Annotated in this window: 14 protein-coding genes and 1 tRNA gene; 14 read left to right on the top strand and 1 reads right to left on the bottom strand. The window is 39.1% G+C overall.

What is annotated here, in order from left to right:
* Nucleotides 1-251: 251 nt before the first annotated feature.
* From ACJZU6_RS17260 to ACJZU6_RS17270, 3 genes are read left to right on the top strand one after another with little or no spacing between them, the layout of a single operon-like run.
* Entirely contained in the window at nt 252-6,713 is a 6,462-nt protein-coding gene (locus ACJZU6_RS17260) for a hypothetical protein (protein ID WP_408901501.1), read from the top strand.
* 17 nt (nt 6,714-6,730) lie between these two features.
* Nucleotides 6,731-7,252 carry an OmpA family protein gene (locus ACJZU6_RS17265; protein ID WP_408901502.1) on the top strand — a complete coding sequence of 174 codons (522 nt, stop codon included), beginning with the start codon at nt 6,731-6,733 and terminating at the stop codon, nt 7,250-7,252.
* Nucleotides 7,253-7,269: 17 nt separating this feature from the next.
* On the top strand, nt 7,270-10,029 hold the full coding sequence (locus tag ACJZU6_RS17270; protein WP_408901503.1) for a hypothetical protein: 2,760 nt from the start codon (nt 7,270-7,272) through the stop codon (nt 10,027-10,029).
* Nucleotides 10,030-10,150: 121 nt separating this feature from the next.
* On the opposite strand, the gene ACJZU6_RS17275 is transcribed toward ACJZU6_RS17270, so the two are convergent.
* On the bottom strand, nt 10,151-11,272 hold the full coding sequence (locus tag ACJZU6_RS17275) for a hypothetical protein (RefSeq protein ID WP_408901504.1): 1,122 nt from the start codon (nt 11,270-11,272) through the stop codon (nt 10,151-10,153).
* 62 nt (nt 11,273-11,334) lie between these two features.
* On the opposite strand from ACJZU6_RS17275, the gene ACJZU6_RS17280 reads away from it, so the two are divergent.
* The 11 genes from ACJZU6_RS17280 (at nt 11,335) to ACJZU6_RS17330 (ending at nt 23,048) form a co-directional block, all read left to right on the top strand.
* Nucleotides 11,335-11,934 (top strand): hypothetical protein, encoded by a 600-nt coding sequence (locus ACJZU6_RS17280; protein WP_080156317.1) that lies wholly within the window; start codon nt 11,335-11,337, stop codon nt 11,932-11,934.
* Between the two features lie 205 nt (nt 11,935-12,139).
* Nucleotides 12,140-12,231 (top strand) — tRNA-Sec (locus tag ACJZU6_RS17285).
* A 99-nt stretch (nt 12,232-12,330) separates the two neighbouring features.
* Nucleotides 12,331-13,740 (top strand): L-seryl-tRNA(Sec) selenium transferase, encoded by a 1,410-nt coding sequence (gene selA / locus ACJZU6_RS17290; protein WP_408901505.1) that lies wholly within the window; start codon nt 12,331-12,333, stop codon nt 13,738-13,740.
* Complete coding sequence (selB, locus tag ACJZU6_RS17295; protein ID WP_408901506.1) at nt 13,740-15,581, top strand: selenocysteine-specific translation elongation factor; 1,842 nt, start codon at nt 13,740-13,742, stop codon at nt 15,579-15,581. Before selA ends, selB begins: the two co-directional genes overlap by 1 nt.
* Before the next feature lie 365 nt (nt 15,582-15,946).
* Complete coding sequence (locus ACJZU6_RS17300; protein WP_080156314.1) at nt 15,947-16,561, top strand: 4Fe-4S dicluster domain-containing protein; 615 nt, start codon at nt 15,947-15,949, stop codon at nt 16,559-16,561.
* A complete protein-coding gene (locus ACJZU6_RS17305; RefSeq protein WP_408901507.1) occupies nt 16,558-18,489 on the top strand; it encodes a proton-conducting transporter membrane subunit in 1,932 nt (643 codons plus the stop codon). The genes ACJZU6_RS17300 and ACJZU6_RS17305 overlap by 4 nt, the downstream gene beginning before the upstream one ends.
* Nucleotides 18,489-19,442 (top strand): respiratory chain complex I subunit 1 family protein, encoded by a 954-nt coding sequence (locus ACJZU6_RS17310; RefSeq protein ID WP_107276090.1) that lies wholly within the window; start codon nt 18,489-18,491, stop codon nt 19,440-19,442. Before ACJZU6_RS17305 ends, ACJZU6_RS17310 begins: the two co-directional genes overlap by 1 nt.
* Nucleotides 19,443-19,451: 9 nt before the next feature.
* Entirely contained in the window at nt 19,452-21,206 is a 1,755-nt protein-coding gene (locus ACJZU6_RS17315; RefSeq protein ID WP_408901508.1) for an NADH-quinone oxidoreductase subunit C, read from the top strand.
* 8 nt (nt 21,207-21,214) lie between these two features.
* Nucleotides 21,215-21,763, top strand: a complete 549-nt coding sequence (locus tag ACJZU6_RS17320; RefSeq protein ID WP_080156310.1) for a formate hydrogenlyase complex iron-sulfur subunit — start codon at nt 21,215-21,217, stop codon at nt 21,761-21,763.
* Nucleotides 21,763-22,602, top strand: a complete 840-nt coding sequence (locus ACJZU6_RS17325; protein ID WP_080156309.1) for an NADH-quinone oxidoreductase subunit B family protein — start codon at nt 21,763-21,765, stop codon at nt 22,600-22,602. The genes ACJZU6_RS17320 and ACJZU6_RS17325 overlap by 1 nt, the downstream gene beginning before the upstream one ends.
* Nucleotides 22,599-23,048 (top strand): formate hydrogenlyase maturation HycH family protein, encoded by a 450-nt coding sequence (locus tag ACJZU6_RS17330; RefSeq protein ID WP_408901509.1) that lies wholly within the window; start codon nt 22,599-22,601, stop codon nt 23,046-23,048. The genes ACJZU6_RS17325 and ACJZU6_RS17330 overlap by 4 nt, the downstream gene beginning before the upstream one ends.
* Nucleotides 23,049-23,070: the final 22 nt, after the last annotated feature.

Genomic DNA, 23,070 nt, shown 5'->3' on the forward strand with positions numbered 1-23,070 from the left:
GAACTTAGCCCTCCCTACCAAGTAGGGGGGCTTATTGAGCTTATTTTAATTATATTTAAAACTAATTAAGCCAAGTAAGTTCAATAAGCCTATATCCATATCTTTGAATTATTAGCCTTTGGAGAGTGCTTATGGCCCTCTTAGATGTAATAACTAAAATTAAATATATAATTGTTTTTATATTGTTTAGCGTGAGTTCAACTGTTTTTGGGTTAACTAATGCTGGTGTGAAAATAACGAACCAGGCCATCATGACTTATTTTGACTCTAATACTGGAGAGAATATTCGAGTGCTTTCGAATATCTCTTATATTAAAGTTGAAAAAGTATATGATGTTTCATTATCACCTGATACATCGGGAGATAATAAGACAGGAAAAAATGTTTCACCTGGTTCTATTGTTAGTATTCCTCACACAGTAACTAATACTGGTAATATTAAAGATAGTTATATTATTAATGTTAATAATTTAGCTGATGATAATGGGAATCTTACATCACCGAATGCAGACAATATAAAGATATATTTTGACACTAATGGTAATGGTATTCATGATCCAGGTGAACCTGAGCTTAATAAAAATAGTGATGGTAAATATATTATTGATCAACTAAAACCAGGTGAGTTTATTAATCTTGTTTATACGGTTGAGATTCCAGCAACAGATAAAAACAATGACTTCTATGATCTTGCTGCTGTTGTTACATCAGTCAATGATTCTTCAGTTGAAAAAATAAGCACGACTAAAATTATCGTGATTAATGGACCAATTGTTAATTTAACTATTGAAAATTCACCTATTTGTCAGCAACAAGTGACATCACTTTCTGAAATTGACTTTAGAGTCAATTATACCAGTGTTGGTCGCACCAAGCCTGAATCGGCAGCACTGCCGTATAATATTGTCGTTCAATCAGAAACAGCAGGCTCACAAGTTAAAGTTAGCCATACTGGTGTGTTAATTTCAGTAAAGCTTCCTGCTAATATTTCTTTATTACAAGATAAAGTAGTTAATGGGCAGCCTGCTAAAGATCATTCACCAATAACTTTAATTTCTCCTGAATATAATTTTGATGGTGGTGTTGTATTAGTTGGGATTAATAATAATTTTTTATTTGAACAAGATAACCATAATTTAGATTGGTATGAGTACAGTTCTTGGGATGGTTCAGGTAATGTGGAAAAAATAGGATTCCTTGTTAAACCTGATTATATGAAGCCAAATACATCAGGACATTTTACATATTATGCTCAAGTTAATGATGTACGTGGAACTGAACCGTTTAAAATATACAGTGAAGCCGAAGTTAATTTATCCTCAACGGATGAAAATATATCTAGAAGTGGTGAAGTATGTAATACGCTAGTGGGTAAAGAAGATGATAATTTAATTGATTTTGAAATTCTTAATGATGGTGTATTAGACCAAAGTAATGACTTTACAATTTTATATAGTAACCCTGAACATTTTATTCCTACAAACTTTTATTATCATTCAAGTTCAGCTGGGTTTGATTCGAAATTTGATGGTATTCATGCTCAAATTATCCTTCCTCAAGGAAACGAACATGCATCAACAATTGATATTATTGGCCCAAGTTCTTCCAATTATCCGGTAACATTACGTTCAACTGAAGGTGATTCTTTTTATTGGATATTTGCCGAAACAGGGCCTAATACAGGTATTTTCAGAAGTGTTATCCCTGCCCATGCCGTATCATCGAAAGACAATTATATCCGTCCTGATGGTAATCATTGCTTAGATGATATCTCTATTCCATGGCGTACCGGTGAAATCAGTCGCTCTGAGTTATTATCTAATATTGATAATACAATTAATTTTAAAGGCTTTGATCTAAACGGTTCAACAGCCGATGATTGTGAGATTCAATCAAATCCGAATGATGAATTAGTGATTGAAGTCTTTGACCCTCAAAATAACAATAGAATTATTCTGACCGATTTAGCTTATATCAGCCCTCAATTTGTTGTTTTTGATGCGACCAATTTTAATGGTGTAGAAAATGCGATAGTGAAGTTTTATCAAACAGAAAATAATGTAGCACCGACGGCGAAAGTACGAGTGCCTAATGTTGATGGTTTAGTACCTGTTGCAGAAGTGGTATCAGATGTTGATGGTCGTGTGTTATTTCCTAAGTTAGCACCCATTAATGGTAATCAATATTATATTTCGGTTGAGCCACCACAGACACATGTATGGCCATCTGCTTATACAACTTTAGCGAATTTTAACATTCACAATGTTGCGCCTATGTCATATGGCCCATATGGTAATGAAGATCTTGAAAATTCAGGTTTATTCCCGATAACTGTTAGAGATCGGGTTGATACATTTGATATACCTTTGGATCCGAAAAATTTAGATCGTAGATTAACGATTCAAAAAGATGCAGATAAAGATAACGCAGAAATTGGTAGTTTCGTTAAATATTCAGTAACCATTAAAAATCATCTACCAGATAGTCAATTATTTGATGCACAAGTTTATGATTCTATGCCATATGGTTTCAAATATATGGAAGGTAGTACTCGATTAAATGATCAACCTTATAAAGATCCAGTGCGTATTGATACTTATACTTACCGTTTTGATATTGGGACATTAAGTGGAAGTACACAGCCTCCTGACAATGGTACTTATAAATTAACTTACGTTCTTCAATTAACTGCTGGTGCCGTGGATTCTGATGGTATTAATTCGGTTTATGTTAATGCTGCAACTTTTGGTGGAACTACAGACTCTCGTATCACCTCTAATATCGATAAATATCAAGTTAAGGTTACTCAAACGGGCGTGATGTCAGAGAGAGGCATTATTTTTGGTAAGGTTTTTGTCGATGCACAGTGTAACGACATTATGAAAAATCAGATGTGGCCTATTGGTGGAGTGAAAATATATTTAGAAACCGGTGATTATGTTATCACTGATGAAAATGGTCAGTATTCAATGTTCGGCGTTAAGGCGGGTAATCATGTCATGAAAGTTGACAAACAAACCCTGCCTTTAGGTATTGAATTAGAACCAACAGATACACGTAATGCAGGAAAAGGTGATTCTCGATTTGTTGATATGCGACGTGGTGAAATGCATCGTGCTGATTTTGTCGCGCCATGTCCGGTAGAAAATCAAGAAGCGGTTTATCAAGAATTAAAAGAAAGAAACACTAATATAAATGGTGATTGGTTATTTAAAACATCAGAGAATTTTAAAGGATTACAATATGACGCTAAACCAAAAGCATTAAAAGCGGATGAGTTACAGTCAGGTGTCATTAGTGGACCGTCAACTGCTGCTGATAATGTATCTCAAACTACAGCATCTACTTCCTCTTTAACTGTATTTAAAGGTTATGCGTTAGAGTCACGTAAAGGTGATGAAGGTGACCTAGCTAAGATGATTTTGTTATATCCAAAAGCCGTACAAGATGAAGCTTATATTTATCCAAGCTCTGATAAATTATCATCTATTCGTTTTGGTTTTAGTGATTCACAAGAAAAGCTGAATGATTTGAGAACAGCATTATCGCTTTATAAAATTAAAACTGAAATTGTACCAACGGCATACAATAATATTCCTAAAGAAGCCAAGTTTAGAATTGATAATATTCTACAAGAAGCAATCCCATTACCTGAAGATGAAGCAAAAAATATTACTCGAGCAGAAGCAGAATCAGGGGCATGGTATTGGCCAACCAATGATTATAGCTATGATGGCCGTTTCATTGCAGTTATTCGAGGTGATATTGAACCAACATTGTATGTTAATGGTAATGCAATCAATGTTGATCAATTAGGCGAACGTATTATTAATAAACGTGAGAATGCTCAAATTGTTGGTTGGTATGGTATTCCATTAGACGATGGTGATAACGTTGTTGAAATTAAAACGGTGGATCCATTTGGTAATGAGCGTCTTGTTTTAGGAAAAACGTTCTCTCATCCAAAGTCTGCAAAACGTATAAGTGTTGTCGCTGATGGTGATGTGTTACGTGCTGACGGTGGTCGTTCTGTTATTCCTGTTATTATTAAGTTGTACGATGAAAATAATAATTTGGCACGTGGTACTTACTTTGTAACGCTAGATACAGATCAAGGTGATACTTGGTTAGACCCTGATATTCAAGAGAATGAAACGGGTCATCAAGTTCGTGTTATTAATGGTGAAAAAACCGTTTATTTACGCAGTACTGAAAATACGGGCCAAATTAATATCCAAGCGTCAGTTGAAGACTTCTCTGACAAAATCAAACTTTATCAAATTGCCGCTAAACGTCCGTTATTTGTTTCAGGTATTGTAAATTATACCGGACGTTATGGCCGTTTTAGTGGAGAAAGACCGCCTGCTCAATTAGACGGTTATGAAAATAAAACCTATAGTCATGACGAAAGAGCCGCCGCCTTTATTAAAGGTAATATTAAAGGTGGTATGCATTTAACGTTAAGTTATGACAGTGACAAGTCTGATGAAGAATTTTATCGCGAAATATCACCAGACAGCTATTACCCAATTCCAGGTGATGCAAGTATTAAAGGTTATGATGCTCGTAGTACCAGTAAGCTCTATGTGAAACTTGAAAAAGAACGCCATTTCGCAATGTGGGGCGATTATAGTACCGCAGATGGAACTGATGAGTCTGATATTGGACGTACAAGTCAGATTCTTAATGGCTTCAATAGTATGTATAACGATGGGAAAATTACCGCACAATTATATGGTGCGCGTCCTGAAGATTTACATAAAGTGATTGAGTTTAATGGTAACGGTACTGCAATGTTTTATAGTATCGGAGACACACGCATTGTGCGTCATTCTGATACGGTAACTTTGGTTACGTATGACAGAGATAATACTGGTCTTGTTCTAAATCAGCAGTTATTAACCCGTTATATTGACTACACCATTGACTATTTCACCGGTGATATGCGATTTAATCGTGTTATTCCTAGTTACGATCCTAATCTCAATCCTATCAAAGTGAGAGTCGCCTATGATGTGGATGGTGATGGTGATGCCTATACCGTTGCAGGCGCAAGACTTTCTTATTTATTCACCCCTTATTTACTTGCCGGTCTGAGCTACGAATATAATGACAATGATGTTGAAGGTTATGACATTGGTAGCCTTTGGGTTAACTATGATTTTGATAATAAAACGCAAATAACCGCTTCTGTTGCGAGTATGTCCCATAAGGGTGATGAAAGTGCCAGTACGTTAACTACTGATACTCAGGAAAAACTTAAAAATGGTATGGCATATAAACTTAGACTTAATCGTGATTGGCACGCTCAAGCAGCGACTGAGCTTGAATATGTTTATGCAGAAGAAGGGTTTACTAATACTACTGGTGGTGTAACGCCAGCTCGTCAAGAACTTCGTCTTCGCCATCGTCAGAAGTTAACAGGCTTAATGAACCTAAACATTGAAGCCAGTCACTCTGAATCTTTAGCTCATAAAGAAAAACAACAGTCTATTGGGGCAACGGTAGATAGCAAGATTTTGGGCTCTCAATGGGTAACACGTTTAGGCTCTCGTTATATTAAAAATGAAACCGAAACAGATTCAGAAGAATATACCACCGCAATTGTGGGGCTGGGTCGTACATTTAGTTTGTGGGGACGTCCAGGTCGGTTAGACACTGAATATGAGCAGAGTTTTGGTCATGATAGCAAGCGTCGTTTTAATGTAAAAGCGGATTGGAAAGTACATAAGCAAGCCAGCATATATACCCAATATGAGTATATTGATTCTTTAGACGGCATTAGTAATTTAGGCAGTGGTTCAACAAGCTTATTTACGGCAGGTATCGATGTTGATTGGCTTCATGGTGGTAGTACGTTTAATGAGTTTAGACAACGTGGTGCATCAGATGGTCGTAGCCTTGAGCTAGCTAATGGTTATCGTGGTCGGTTTGAAGTAATTCCCGGTATCAGTGTTGATCCTGCGATTGAATATGTTGAAGTTATTGAAGGCGAAGGAACCTCTGGTGTTGCGGTGTCATTAGGTTTAGCTGATGTACGTAATCCTAATTATAAAACTACGGGCCGTATAGAATATCGTCACGGTGATACTGAAGATTATTATGGAATTTTGGGTGCTTGGGTCACGCGTTTAAGTCAAGATTGGAGTGGGCTTGTACGTGAAGAGTACCGTTATATTGATAAAGAAAATGCACAAAATACATGGAGTAATCATTTCAGTTTAGGTTTTGCTTATCGTCCTAGATTAACTAATCGTTACCATATGTTAGGTGCTTATGAGTGGAAAACAGAGCGTAATGACAGCACGCGTACCGCACATATTTTATCTACCCACCAGAATTATCAACTATCGCCAGATTGGACAATATCGGGACGTGTTGGGCTGAAGTGGGAGGATTTCACTGAATATGAGCAAGACTATGATTCTGTAGCAACAATTATTGATGGTCGTGTAATTTATTATATTAACCGTCGTTGGGATATCGACGTCCATGGTGGCATGTTAGGTACTGATTGGTTTGATAGCCGCCGTTATTCTTTCGGTGCTGGTTTAAATTATCTTGTTATGAAAAACCTACGTGCTGGTATTGGTTATAACGTAATAGGTTTTGATGATAATGACCTCGATCCACAAGGTTATAACTTACAAGGTTTTTACTTTGAAATGATGTTTAAGCTTGATGAAGACTTATTTGGTTGGTTAAGCGAATAGCGGTGAGGAATGTAATCATGAAATTATTAACAACTTCTTTATTATTTTTAAGTGTAGGGATTTCAGGCTGTGTTTCTAATGAAGCTATTTATGCCGACTATGGTGATCTTGCTTGTGGTAATACAACAACGGTTATCGATGGCCATTATTGGCCAACCGTCGTTAATTTTGACTTTGATAAAAAATCGTTAGATGCACAACAACAACACGCATTAGATCAAGCGGCACAATTATTGCAATCTAATCCAACATTAAATGTGGCTGTTATTGGTTCTGCTGATAATTCAGGAAAAGCAGGATATAACGATCAATTAGCAAAGGCACGCGCTGACGTTGTTGCAAATTATTTACAACGTCAAGGGCTTGCTGAACACCGTATAGTGACATTAGGTTCAGGATCAAGGGAACCGTTTATTGTTTCAAATAATAAAATAAGTAATCGAGTAAATCGCCGTACGCAACTGATTCTTTTAGATGCTGATTTTAACCCGGTTAGTATGCAATACAACGCAGTGGCTAGTCATTCTAGTGCACAATAGGGAAGGGGGAGCTTCATATGAATGTCTTCAAGGGAATCGCCAAAATAGGTATAACCGTTGTTGCTAGTGCCAGTTTCGCTGTAATGGCTTTGACTGAATCTGGTACAGTGATTAAAAATCAAGCTGGTGCTACGTATCGTGATAGTGCCAATATTTTACGTAGCACAACATCTAATTTAGTTGAAACCCTTGTTCAGCCTGTTGCGGCACTGACATTGATTAATGATCAATCTAAGTTGGGCGCACCGGGTCGAACGGTGACATTCAATCATGTATTAACGAATACCGGTAATAACACCGATTCTTTTGTACTTGATATTGTGATACCTGCTTCTGTTATTAGTGCTGCAACTATTTATCCTGATGAAAATAACGATGGTATTGCTGATCCTGGTTCATCACCAATAGCGTCAGGTTCTGTAATTGGTCCTCTAGCGGCTGGTGAAAGTTTTGAATTTGTTATTGTGGCTGATATTGATGCTGCAGCGACAATTAATTCATCGGATGCGCTAACGGTGACAGCAACTAGCCAAGCGGTGAGTGTTGATGGTATTTCTGTGGCAAATGGTGGCGTGGGAACACAGACCAATACTGATACTGTAACTGCAACTAATTTACCGATTATTGAAATTTCAAAAGCATTAAGTGCCAATGTCGGTGCATCACCAAGTGGGCCACATACGGTAACATTTACATACACGAATGTGGGTCTTACGGATATGGATCCGTTACAGACTAATGGTGTGATTTTAAAGGATGTTCTGCCCGAAGGGATGCGTTTTAATGGCGCGGTATCTTGGAGTTTATCAGGAACAACAATCACAGCTTCTGGTGCAACAATCGGTGGAAGTGAAACAACAGGCGATCAAGATTTACTCTTTACAACTTGTATTGCACCGAGTGGGCTTTGTTCTGATAATGATGAAATTCAATTTGTAATGGATGGTTTAGCTGCCGATGAATCAGCAACGATAACATTTGAAATTAATATCGATTCAGGCCTTTCTGCAACCACATTGTATAACCAAGGTATTTATGGTTTTGATGAAGATAATAACGGTACTGTTGATGCAGGTGAGTTAGATTCAACCAATACCAATAGAGTGCCATTTCTAATTACGTCTAATTATGCGGTTATTGCTAACAATGGTGGCTGTGATGTTGGTACCGATAATAATTGTGATGCACTTGATGACACCAATCATGAGATTGTTGAAGTAGCGTCTGCTTCGCAAGGTGCACGGGTTAGTTTTACCAATTACATCTGGAATACGGGTAATGATGAAGATATTTTTAATGTCACTATTGAATCTTCCACATTTCCAAGTGGTACTAGCTTCTTCTTATATAAAAGTGATGGTGTAACACCATTAATAGATACTGATAATGACAGTAATCCAGATACCGGCGTTATTCCTGCTGCAGGCGAAACCTGTCCATCATACTTAGTGACTGACAGTAATGGAGTGTGTGGATATAAAGTCATATTGGTTGCAACGCTCCCTGCTTCAGCTATAGGTGGACCATACCAGACGGTTAAGCGTGCAAGATCGTCAAACGATACCTCGAAAACAAATACTGTTATTGATCGTTTGGGAGAAATAGTCGCGAGTACCGTTGATTTAACCAATAATGTGAGAGCAGAAACAGGGCTAACAGTTGAGGATAGCTGTGATGCCGTTGACGATAATTGTGGTTATGGTGCAGGTCCTGAAGCTGCGGCTGTTACAACAAATACTGCAATACCTGGTGCAACCACTCGGTTTACTTTATACGTAACTAATAAGTCAGATGCAGCTGAAAGTTATGAGTTGCAATACAGCGGCTCAAATTTTGCTGTTAACACCATGCCTGCAGATTGGACTGTTGTGTTTAAAAATGCTGAGAATGAAGTTATTACCAATATTCCAGTATTAGGTCCTGATGATGCGGTCGTTGTTTATGCTGACGTGACCGTTCCTGTAGACGCAGAATCTGCCACTCAAGATGTTTATTTTAAAGTCTTTTCTCCAACAACTGGCGCAGAAGACATTAAATATGATGCAGTGACTGTTGATAATAATAATCAATGTCTGGCCTTTGGTCCGCCAAATTCAAATGGTGTAACGTTTGCTGGTGGAAGCATTGTGTATAAACATATTTTAAACAATAACACCAATGATGAATTCTTAAATATTGTGCTAACTGTAGCGAATTCAGAAGCTGGTTTTTCTACAGTTATTTATGAAGATACTGATAGCGATAATATACTGACAGGGGCTGATAATGCGATAACGTCAGTGGCTTCTCTTGCTGGAGGTGCTCAGAAGGTCTTATTTATCAAGGTCTTTGTGCCTGCGAATACACCACAGGGAACGGATAATATTACGACTGTCGAAACCACTGTAAGTTGTGGCACATTGCAAATTATCGATACAACAACAGTTGCAAATACAAACATGAAAGTAACGAAAGAACAAACACCTGATTTAGATTGTAATGGTGTATCAGATTCTGGTACTTATGTGACGACCAATTTTGCTGTTGCACCTGGTCAATGCATTATGTATCGGTTAACAACAGAGAATATCGCCATTGAAGAGGCACGCAACGTGACCTTAACCGATGCCACACCCGCTTATACAACATTTAATGTAGTTGGGTCTTTACCGAGTATTTCAAAAGGTTCAATCAATACGATTGCAAATGGTTCTACAGGCGCAATTATAGGAACAATAGGAAGTGTTTCTCCTGGTGAGTCAGAAGAACTCATATTTAGTGTTCGTATTGATAATTAGTTATCGTTTACTTGTGACGGCAATACTTGCTTGATGTTATATCAAGCAAGTTTTTTTATTCGTAAAACTATAAAAGCCCAATATAATTATTGGGCTTTTATTATCATGCAATAAAAATTATTTATTCTCCGTTTTGAAGAATCTCTTTAGCGCGATTATTACCATTTTTAGCTGATTCTATAAGCCAATATTTTGCTTCTTCAATAGAGATATCGACACCATCGCCATTTATATAAATACTGGCTAAATTATACATTGCTCTATTATTTCCTTGAGCAGCTGAACGTTTATACCAATAAATAGCTTTATCAAAATTTTGTTCGAGAAGATCTCCTTGATCATATAACTTTGCTAATTCAAAACTGGCAGAAGGGTATCCATTCTTATCTGCCGATTTTAATTGCTCTATTGCAATATTAATATCATTTTCAATAAGTGATAAATTTTCCAAACTTAATGTAGCCAAATCAAATAAGGCTTTAGGATTATTTTGCTTTGCTGCAATATTAAGATGTTTAAAACTCTTTGCTGTATCGATTTCGATGTCATAGAGTCCTCGGCGATAGATGTCACCTAATACTAAATGAGAATAAGGATGATCTTTTTTAGCTGAGTTATGTAATAAATTAATCGCTTGTTGTGTGTTTTTATTTAATTCTAGATATGAAATGGCTAATAAATAATTTGAATATTCATTATTGGCATTATCGTTTTTACTTAAAATATCAATTACATCTTGATGTCTTTCTTGTATGAAATATAAATAACCTAATGAATAGGAAGATGGATCGTGCTGATTTTTAACGTTAATTAATAAATTTGATTCTGCTGCTTTATAATCTGCACTACCGCCTCTACCATCAATAAGCATTAATGCATAATAATAGCGAGCAAGAAGATGATCTTTATCCGCTGCTTTTTTATAGAGTTCACGTGCTTTCTTTTCTGATTTTGTGACTAATTCACCTTCTTCGAACAATGCGGCTAAATAAATCATTGCATCAGGATCATCTTCTGCCATAAATTCTATTTTTTTTATTTCATTCTCCTTCTCAGGTTTAGATGTTTCTGTGTTTTCAATCTTTAATATTGATTGAGATAATGGTGAGAGTGTTTGTAGTGCTTTATTTTTTGAAATAGAGGTTGGTTTGTTTAATTCAGGCCCGTTTGTTAAACTTGAATCATTGTTTTCAGCACTACAACCACAAAGTATTATTAAACTTGATACTATCATTTTTTTCATTATTGCTTTCTCCTATCCCTGTACTATTGTTAATTTTAGAACATAACTTAAAGGGATGTATTATGCGTTCAATCTTTATTTTTATATTAACAATGTTATTAACATCATGTGCTTCTAGTAATTTAACCTCATCGTGGGTAGATAGAAATTATTCAAATGTTCCGATAAAAAGCTCATTAGTGGTTGCGATGTCAGATAATTTACGTGTTAGACGAATATTTGAAGATGATATGGTTAAAGAATTACAAAGTAAGGGGGTTAATGCTGTATCGAGTTCTCAAATATACCCTAATAAATTACCATCAAAAGCGGATTTATCGAGTTATATTCAGAAAAATGGCACCCAAACAGTTTTTGTTGCGAAGTTAGTTAACATCGAAGATAAAAATATTCGTTATCCAGGTAATGGCTATGGTGGATATAGCAGCGGTTTATCATTCCATAATTACTATAATAGTTCGTATAGCTATATTTATGATGACAGTTATACGGTTTCTTATGAATTTGTGAATGTTGAATTTACCTTGTTTGATACAAAAAGCCATAAGCCTATTTGGTCAACATCATCAGAGTCTGTTGATCCTAATAACATGAACGATATTATTTCAGAATTAACACATATTCTAATTGAAAATCTACAAGATAATGGGGTTGTAAGATAACTTAATAAACATATTATCTTTTTTGTTTAAGCCTTACGGTAGCGTAGGGCTTTTTTTGTTCATAATGATAACGGAATTTAACTTTTGTATGATGAAATATTACACGTTCAAATAAATACTTTATTGGTATAGTGGTATTTGTGCTACGAATTGATATAAATCAAATAATAACGATGATAGTTACATTATGATGCAAAAGAATTTCGGAATGAGATGAGGTCTGGTGGCCTTCTCGGTCTTCAAAACCGATGTGAGCTGTATAAGCTTTGGTAGGTTCAATTCCTGCCTCTTCCGCCATTTTTCGCGCGTTTAAATGGTTCCTCTGACACTCGTTACTTTGCCTATTTGGGCTAGGGTATGAGTGCTGTTGTCTGCAATTCAGCCAAGGAACTTATCGTGACGACAATAACATCGCCAGCTCTACCTTCTGCATCACTCGCTCCAACAATCAACTACCGTTTTCCTCAAATTGAACAACTTCTTCAGCATTCAGATTTAACTGATTATGTGCGCTTATTAAGTCGCCCAGTTGTAACTAATACACTGCGTCAACTGTTTGCATCTATCCGTCAGCACCCTGATTTTAAAACTCAAGGTGTTAATGATCTCGATATTATGGCCTTAGTGCTTGATAGTTGCCGTCAGTTATATCGTCGTCGCCAACAACGAGTAATGAATGCTACCGGTATAGCAGTGCACACCAATCTTGGACGTTCTCCAATTAACGAACAAATTTGGGACAGCGTTAAAGCAGTTAATACGGGGTATAACAACCTTGAGTTGAAATTAGCTGATGGTAAACGTGGTGATCGTAATGGTTTATTACCGACCTTGATCCAGAGTTGGATTGGCGCTGAAGATTGTGTAATTGTAAACAATAATGCTGCGTCAGTTTACTTAGTGCTGCATGCGTTGGCTGCGGGTAAAGAAGTGATTGTTTCTCGCGGTGAGCAAGTTCAAATTGGCGGTGGTTTTCGTATCCCTGATATTCTAGCCCTTTCTGGTTGTAAGTTAGTTGAAGTTGGCACCACCAATATTACCACCAGTGATGACTATATTAATGCGATCACTGAAAATACTGCGATGGTCTTAATGGTACATCAGTCTAATTTTTCAATGCAGGGGTTTACTGAATCGCCAGATATTCAGGATGTGGCTGAACGCCTACCTGAGCATGTTTCATTAGTGATCGATCAAGGCTCTGGATTATCGTCTGAACAATATGCCCAAAGTGAAGTGTCATTACCACGCTATTTGCAAATGGGCGTTGATTTAGTCTGTTTCTCTGGTGATAAAATCATTGGTGGACCGCAGGCGGGCATTATTGCAGGGTGCCCAAAACTTTGCCAACAATTAGCTAAAAACCCGATGATGCGTACCTTCCGTCCGGGACGAATTGTTTTATCCATGCTTGAGCAATTATTAGTCCAGAAACTTAACCGTGATCCTGCGGCTTTTGGTGTCGCGCAACAGGCGTTAGATCGCGCTAAAGTGAGTCAAACGTTAGCTCAACAATGGGCGCTACGATGGAAATCTTATGCTCAGGCTGTTCCTCTGGTGATGCAAGTCGGTGGCGGTGCCATTCCTAGTGAAACCTATCCTTGTTATGGTCTTAAACTTACCTTACCCGGTAAAGCACAACTGCATTTAGATGCGCTACGTGAATTACCGATCCCGATAATTGGCTATGTTAATAGTAATCAGTTGCTATTAAATGTCGCGACTTTATTAGATAGCGATCATATCGACTTTATTGCTCAACTTGACGGTTATATTCAATCTTATAAAAATACTGAGGCTAAATAATGGCGGTAATATCGACACAATATCAAGCCGTAGTTGGTCTTGCTGGGCATGTTGACCATGGTAAAACTGCGTTGATTGAAGCGTTAACAGGCATGATCACCGCCCGTCCTCATGAGCAGCAATTAGGCATGACCCAAGATTTAGGCTTTGCGCATTTTCAAGATGATCATGGCAATACTATTGGTGTGGTTGATGTACCAGGACATGAACGTTATTTGCGTAATATGGTCGCGGGCGTATGGCATTTAAATGTGTTGTTATTAGTGGTAGCGGCCGATGAAGGTTGGATGCCAATGACCACTTCACACCTTGATGTTGCACATGCGATGGGGATTGAAGATATTGTTGTTTGTATTAATAAACGCGATAAAGTCAATGCAGAGCAATTAGCTGAAATAGAAGACCAAGTGTTAGAACAAGTCATGGAACGTAGCGGGTTGTTACCTGAAATTGTGACTGTTTCTGCATTAAAGAAAGATAACATTGAAGCGCTGCGCCAACTTTTAATTGATACCGTACGGGTCAACATTGCACGTCATAAAGTTATCGCGCCAGCAAACAGTGATGATATTGCAGTGCTTGAGCCTGCGACAGATCCTCTGATGTATATTGATCGGGTGTTTGTTGTTAACGGAATTGGTACGGTGCTAACGGGTACACTCGCGCAAGGACAATTAGCGATTGGCGATAAAGTACGGTGTCATCCATCAAACCTTGTTGGGACAGTGCGATCAATTCAGGCTTATCACCAGCAATTAACCTCAGTTTCAGCAACATGCCGTGTCGCGGTGAATGTTAAAGGGGTTGGCCGTAAGGATATTGGTAGAGGGCAGTTGATTACCGGTATCAATCAACACATCACCTTGCGTGATCAATGTATTGTACGATTAACTAAAACAGCGACAAAGTTAAAAGTTAAAAAACAACGCCAAGTGGAAGTGGCGATGGGAACATGGCACGGAACAGCACGTCTGAGCTATATCCCCAATACTGAGCTAGCTCGATTAGTGTTTGAAAAACCAATGCCATTATTATTTGGTCAACGATTGGCGATGATCCAAAAAGGTGGCAGTGGTTTACAGCATGGCGCAGAAGTGGTGTGGACTGATTATATTTTTGGTTATCAAAAACGCCGTCTATATGACGTGCTAAATAATTTACCGCATCAATTACAGCCAGAGTCACAACGACAGATGTTGTTAGTGTTACAAGGTTATTTTGAATGTCATGACGTTGATTTTAAACCAACGGAACAACAAACATTTATTGCACCATTTTGTTTTGACAACCAATGGCTAACAGATATATCGCAACAAGTTGAAACATTACTGGGTGGCGGTATCTCTATGGCTTCGACGGAATTATGCAGTCGGTTACGGATCAATGACGCCGTGATTGAACTGATTATGCAGCGTTTAAAGCAACAACAGAAAGTGCATTTAAGTTACGGTAAATGGTGTGTTGGACAAGGTGATAATGAAGACGATTTACCTCAAGATGCGCTTAATATTCTGCATCAAATTCGTCAGTTTGGCAAAGCTGGGCTTGAGTTAAATAAAGTCAAAATTGTCGGTGGTAAAAAGTGGTTACGTCAATTAAGCCACCAAAAATACATTACCGCGCTTGATGAAAATATCTATTTTGATATGGGGGTATATTTAGATCTTGTGAAAGCGGTAATTGCAGATCATCAACCCCATGATCGTATTACCATGACGGATATTAAAGATCGTACCGATCTCAGTCGTAAATATTCTATTCCGCTAGCGAACCGAATGGAAAAAGATGGTTGGGTTAAACGTGATGATGATGAGCGCATTATTTTAAAAGCATGGCATTAACAGATAACGGTAAATATAGGTTAGCAAGCAACGTTGTTAATACCATGCAGCATCCTATCTAGAGTATCAATAAAGGCCCTTTACTTATGTGAAATATAGGTAGAGGGCTTTTTCGTATGGTACTTTTTCTGATATAGACGCCGCTCTTTAAGATGATGGTTCGACACTCGACTGTCGAAGTGTGTCGACATGGCTGTGTCGAAGTTACCGCTGACGGCACCACAATCAATATATTGTTATCTAAGAAAGTATTTTTTTACTATTATGTATTTTTAAGCTTTTGATATTATAGTTATTATTCAAATTATACTTGTGTGGCATATTTCTTGCTTTAATAGGTTTTTTTGCGATTGACTAGGTAGACAATGAAAAGCTTTGTAATTGCAGATCCTGAGAAGTGTATTGGTTGTGGCACCTGCATGGCAGCTTGTTCGACAGTACATAAACAACAAGGACTGCAAAGCCATCCCCGCCTAACCGTGGTTAAACTTGATGATGCCACAGCGCCTGTGATGTGTCGTCATTGTGAAGATGCACCTTGTGCCACAGTATGTCCAGTACAAGCGATCACCAAGCAACAAGATCGTGTCATGCTTAATGAAACCTTGTGTGTTGGTTGTACTTTATGTGCTGTTGCTTGTCCTTTTGGTGCAATCGCATTTGATGGTAGTCGACCTATTGCGATGGCAAATAGCTACGATACTTATATCCCTTCCACTATCCGTTCAAGTAATCCTTCAACTTCTATTCCAAGTACATTTGGTCAAGATATTCTTGCTTGGGAACCAGGAGTAAAAAGCATTGCGGTTAAATGTGATTTGTGTGGTTTTCGAGAACAAGGACCCGCGTGTGCTGAAGTGTGTCCAACGCAAGCGATAATCCTGATTGATGAAGCAAGTATCGCGAAAACACGTGATATTAAACGTGTGTGCGCGGCAGATAGTTCAGCGTCAGCCAAAGGTGGAGCAGTAACACGATGAGCCCATTAGTTTTAGTTTGTTTTGCTTTAATTAGTTATGCCGTGGCTGCGATTTTATCGTATCAGGGGCGTAAACATGAGCAAGAAAGTTTACGTATTGCTGGAGTAATCAGTGCATTTGGTGGATTGTTTGGCATCATTGCAGGGGTAAGCACGATTGTTTCGGGTTTCGATACAGCGGATGCGACGGCGGCGATCAGTCATTGGTTTAGTATGGATATGCTATCAGCACTAATGGTGGTGGTCATTTCAGTCGTAACCATGGCAGCTTCAGTTTATTCAATTAACTATTTAGAAGAATACTACGGCAAAGGTGGTTGGAAGGTTAATGTCCTGTTCAATATTTTTGCCGCAGCGATGACAGCGCTTGTGGTGTCAGCCAATGTAATGGTCTTTATTGTATTTATGGAGATCATTTCACTGGCTTCTTGGTTAATTGTTACTAGTGATGGTAGTGCGACAAGTAAAAAAGCAGGCTTGCAATATTTTATTGCTGATCATGCAGCCAGTTTTTTAGTTGTAGTGGCATTTATGATCGTTGCTTCTCATGCCGATAGTTATCAGTTTAGTGCCATCATGCATAACCCTGTTACTGGAGCAACGGCATCTCTAGTGTTCTTATTAGCCTTAGTTGGTTTTGGTATTAAAGCGGCTGGTATTGGCTTACATGGCTGGTTACCTAAAGCTTATCCGATTGCACCGTCATACTGCTCAACCTTGATTTCTTGTGTGATGGTTAAGATTGGTATTTACGGTATTTTGAAGTTTGCGATTTTATTTCTTGGCGCAACCCAATTATGGTGGGGCTTCTTGGTGTTAATCTTTGGTGCAGTGTCTTCTGTGCTTGGCGTAATGTACGCACTAGCAGAACACGATATCAAACGATTGTTGGCATACCATACTATTGAAAATATCGGCATCATTTTAATTGGTGTGGGTGTGAGTATGATTGGTATTGCTTCACATCATCCAGTATTAGCATTGCTTGGTCTTCTTGGTGGTCTATATCATTTATTAAACCACGCAGTGTTCAAAGGCCTGTTATGTTTAGGCTCTGGTTCAATTGTATTTCGTATGCATACCAAAGAAATGGATGACATGGGTGGTTTGGCGAAAACAATGCCTAAAACAGCCGCCGCATTTTTGATTGGTACGTTAGCAATTTGTGCATTGCCGCCATTAAATGGTTTTGTCTCAGAATGGTTTATTTACCAATCGCTATTTAGCATGGGTAAAGTTGGCACAGTTGCAAACCTAGTCTTTGGTCCATTTGGTATGGTAATGCTTGCGTTTACGGGCGCATTAGCATGTATGTGTTTTGTGAAGGTATACGGTATTTGTTTTACTGGCGCACCTAAAACAGAACGCGCAGCCAATACTCGAGAAGTGGGTCCTGCAATGATCACCGCAACCACATCACTGGCAATATTGTGTGTGGTATTAGGCGTGTGTGCACCATGGATAGCACCTTACTTCTCATCAATTGCTTCATCAATGTTAAATATGACACCATTAGCGGTTGCTCATGGTTTAACGGTATATCCTGCGGTTGCTGATCAAGCGATCCTTTCAACACCTATCATCGCTATTGCACTGGCACTATTAACTTTAGTACCTGCTGCGTTACTTTATGCTTTCCGTCAACGTCGTCTTGCTCGTCGTCATCAAGGTGATCCTTGGGCGTGTGGTTACCAATACGAACAACGTATGACGGTTTCTGCTGCAAGTATTACCCGTCCGATGCGTAATATGTTTGGCTTTATTTATAACAACCGCCAAGCATCATTGACTGAGCGTTTTGTATTGCCTCATTTAAGTGAAGGTGGTGAAAATCCAACACTCGATAGTCGTAAAGTGTGTCGCTTCTGCGTTATTGCGGTGGTGATTGTGGTGTTGTTTGTTCCTCTCATTTCAGGAGTTAGTCTCTAATGTCCCCACTTGAAATGCCAACAGCGGGTTGGATTGTTTTAGCGATTGTCCAAGCTATTTTAATGCTGATGTTAGCGCCACTGGCAACGGGTTTTTCTCGTGTTATTCGCGCTAAAATTCATTCGCGTCAAGGGCCTGGTGTATTACAAGATTACCGTGATATTGCCAAATTATTGCGTCGCCAATCGGTAGCACCTGCAAACTCTGGTTTTATTTTTTGGATAATGCCATGGGTACTTGTAGTGACAATGCTATTAATTGGCATGGCACTGCCTACCGTTACTCAAGTGTCACCGTTTCCAATTTCGGGTGACATTATTACCGATATTTACTTGTTAGCGATTTTCCGTTTCTTCTTCGCATTATCAGGTATCGATTCAAACAGTATGTTTGCAGGTATCGGTAGTAGCCGTGAATTGACGTTGGGTATCTTAGTTGAGCCAATTCTAATTCTTGCAATTGTCGTGGTTGCGTTAAGTGTTGGTACCACTGACTTAGGTTATATCAGCCACGCGTTAGCGAATAACCATTGGCAGCATCCATTAACCGTTATTCTTGCAGGTCTTGTATGTGCGTTTGCATTGTTTATCGAAATGGGCAAAGTGCCGTTTGACAGTGCAGAAGCAGAGCAAGAGCTTCAAGAAGGCCCAGTAACAGAATACTCAGGTTCTGCATTGGCGATGGTGAAATTGGGTTTAGGTTTAAAACAACTTGTTGTTGCACAGTTATTCCTTGCGATTTTCATTCCTTGGGGTAAAGCAAGCAGCTTAAGTTTTGGTGGCTTATTTTCAGCTTCCATCATTTTGTTGATTAAATTGTTTGTGGTGTTCTTGATTGCTGGTTTAGTTGAAAACACCATGGCACGTGTACGTTTTACTCAAATTCACCGTACGATTTTCCCTGCGTTTTTAGTGGCTGTATTGGCACTGATATTTTTAATTTTTGGTTGGTAAGTAATAGATATGACAAACAATACATCTCAACAATTTCACTCGCAGCCACAAGCGGGTCGTATTGGTAAAAATTATGTCGATGGTGTGAATCATTTCTTTCCATCCGCAATTATTGATGAAGAGTGGCAGACCGAAAACCAAGTGACTATCACCGTTAAAATGACTTCGTTGGTTGAGGTGATGAAATGGCTTTACTACGATCAAGGCGGCTGGTTAACGGTTACTTTTGGTAATGATGAACGTAGCCTTAATGGTCACTTTGCGGTTTATCATGCGCTTTCTATGGAAGGTGAAGTAAAAAGCTGGGTAACGGTAAAAGTCTTAGTTGATGCTAATAGCCAAGAGTTTATCTCTATTACTCCAACCATTCCTGCTGCGGTATGGGGCGAGCGTGAAATCCGTGATATGTACGGTCTACGCCCAGTAGGTTTGCCTGATGAACGTCGTTTAGTTCTACCCGATGATTGGCCTGAAAACCTGCACCCATTGCGTAAAGATGCAATGGATTACCGTCAGCGTCCACAACCAACAACAGAAACTGAAACGTACCAATTTGATAATCAACTGGGTAATGACAGCAACCGTATCGTGCCTGTGGGTCCGTTACATATTACATCGGATGAACCGGGTCACTTCCGTTTATTCGTTGATGGTGAAGACATTGTTGATGCGGATTACCGTATGTTCTATGTTCACCGTGGTATGGAAAAATTAGCTGAAACACGCATGGGTTACCATGAAGTGGCACAGTTAACTGACCGTGTATGTGGTATCTGTGGTTTTACTCATAGTGTCGGTTACAGCAATACCATTGAAAATGCATTATCGGTTGATGTGCCATTCCGCGCCAAGATGATCCGTACGGTATTACTTGAAGTTGAACGTCTGCACAGTCACTTATTAAACATTGGTTTATCAAGCCATTTCGTTGGTTTTGACTCTGGCTTTATGCAATTTTTCCGTGTGCGTGAAAAGACCATGGAATTGGCTGAGTTACTAACAGGTGCCCGTAAAACATATGGCATGAACTTAATTGGTGGCGTACGTCGTGATTTTCTAAAACAGCAGCGCGTACAAGGTATTGCGATGGTGAAAGAAGTCCATCAGAAGTTCTCTGAGCTGGTGGATGTGCTACTTGCGACACCAAATATCGGTAGCCGCACTGAAGGTGTGGGTATTTTATCAAAGCAAATTGCACGTGATTACAGCCCTGTAGGTCCATTGATCCGTGCGAGTGGTTTTAACCGTGATGTGCGTATTGTGCATGGCCAATCATTAGAGTCATACGGTAGCGTACCGATTGATATTCAAGTGATGGAAAATGGTGATGTATTCTCTCGTGTAATGGTACGTGTACGCGAAGTGTTTGAATCATTAAATGTGATTGAATACGGTTTGGATCACTTGCCACCAGGTGCGATTTTAACTGAAGGCTTTGACTATAAACCGAATAAATTCGCATTGGGCTTTACTGAAGCACCACGTGGTGAAAACGTTCACTGGAGCATGACCGGCGATAATCAGAAGTTATTCCGCTGGCGTTGTCGTGCAGCTACATATGCTAACTGGCCAACATTACGCTATATGTTACGTGGTAACACTGTGGCAGATGCGCCGTTAATCATTGGTAGCTTAGATCCATGTTACTCATGTACTGACCGTGTAACTATTGTTGATACTAAAAAACAACGTAGTAAAACAGTTCCTTATAAAGCGATTGAGCAATACAGCATTGACCGCAAGAACTCGCCATTCAAGCTTTAGGAGGTCATGTGTTTAAGTTATTAAAAACGGTAATAAAAACAGGGTCAGTTACCACCAAATATCCTTTTGCTCCGATGGAAGTGAATGAAGATTTTCGTGGTAAGCCAGAATTAGACGCTGATCAGTGTTTATCTTGTGGTGCATGTACGCGCGCTTGTCCTGCCAATGCTTTGATCATGGAAACAGATGCCAAAGCGGGCACTCGTCGTTGGGAACTGTCAACCGCTCGCTGTATTTTCTGTGGCCGTTGTGAAGAAGTGTGTCCAACTCATGCGATTAAATTGACTCAGAATTTTGAGTTAGCGGTAACCAGTAAAGCCGATCTTTATGATGAAGCGGTATTTACGTTAGCAAATTGTCGTCAATGTGAACGTCCATTTGTGGCACGTAAGTTACTTGAATATGTTTTAGATACGTTAGCACACAGTGGTGTAACGGGTGAGCAACTTCAAGAGCGCCGTAAGCAAATTGAAACATGCCCTGAATGTCGTCGTCGTAACAATATGCTAGATAGCGAAAATGTCAGTCACCTACGTTACCTTGGGGATCAAAAGTAATGAAAGGTATTAAACAATTAGTCGGCACAGCCCACACTCAAACCGTACCTGTTGAATTGCCACCGAATAGCCAAAAGCTAAAAGATGCATTGATCAAGGAGATTCGTCGTTCAGCGTATGTATACCGAGTTGACTGCGGTGGTTGTAACGCATGTGAGATCGAAATTTTTGCGGCCACGACACCTATTTTTGATACCGAGCGCTTTGGTATTAAAATTGTAGCGTCTCCACGTCATGCTGATATTTTGCTGTATACCGGTTCAGTAACTCGTGCTATGCGTGCACCTGCATTACGTGCTTATGAAGCAGCACCTGATCCTAAGATTGTGATTTCATACGGTGCATGTGGTTGTGATGGTGGTATTTTCCACGACCTTTATTGTGTATGGGGTGGTACGGATAAAATTGTCCCAGTAGATGTTTACATTCCGGGTTGTCCTCCGACCCCCGCGGCGACCATTTATGGGTTTGCGGTTGCACTGGGTTTACTTGATCAAAAATTAAAAGCCAAAGTGCATCAACCTGAAGTACAAAAGGCAAGTTTAAAACACACTGAAATTCCATTGGATATTAAAGTGATGATTGAGCGTCAAGCACGCGTACTTGCAGGTTATGTGCAAGGACAACGTATTGCTGATGACGTTATGAATGTACTCGCTACTTGTAGTGCCGATGACGTTGATCAAAAAATCAGTGCTTACCTTGCAACTAAAGATGATCCGCGACTTACTGAAATCGTGAATATTTTGCTATCAAAAACCATGACAGCATTAACAGGTTCAGAAGCATGTCCGAGCACACAACAAGGTCAAGCATCGTGTGAAGGTTGTCACCAATGAGTACTGCTTTAGTGGAATTAACACAGTCGTGTCATTTTCAAGGCCACGTCTACTTTTATACCTTAGGACGTAAGTTTGTTGATGAGAGCTATGATGTGCCAGAAGAAGCTAAGCAGATCATGTATTACAGTTTGGCGATCGGTCACCATTTAGGTGTGGTCGATTGTTTAAAGGCCGTAATTGAATGTGAAGGTGATAAATACCTAGATTGGATCAGTGGCTTACCACAAGACGGTGAAGCATTTAATAAAATGAAAGGCTATTTTGTGTTTGGTGAAATCACCATTTATCCTGAACATCTTAATATGCTGGCATTAGCGTTTGATCGGATTGATAGTTCAACTCAAAATGCGCGATCACAGCAATTGACTCGTGATTTTATTACCGCGCTTGGGGATATTCACCGTGAACCGACCATGTATATGATGATTCGAGGAATACGCTAACTATGTTACAGGAAGTGAATTT

This window comes from Photobacterium piscicola (assembly GCF_046058925.1).
Lineage (GTDB): Bacteria > Pseudomonadota > Gammaproteobacteria > Enterobacterales > Vibrionaceae > Photobacterium > Photobacterium piscicola.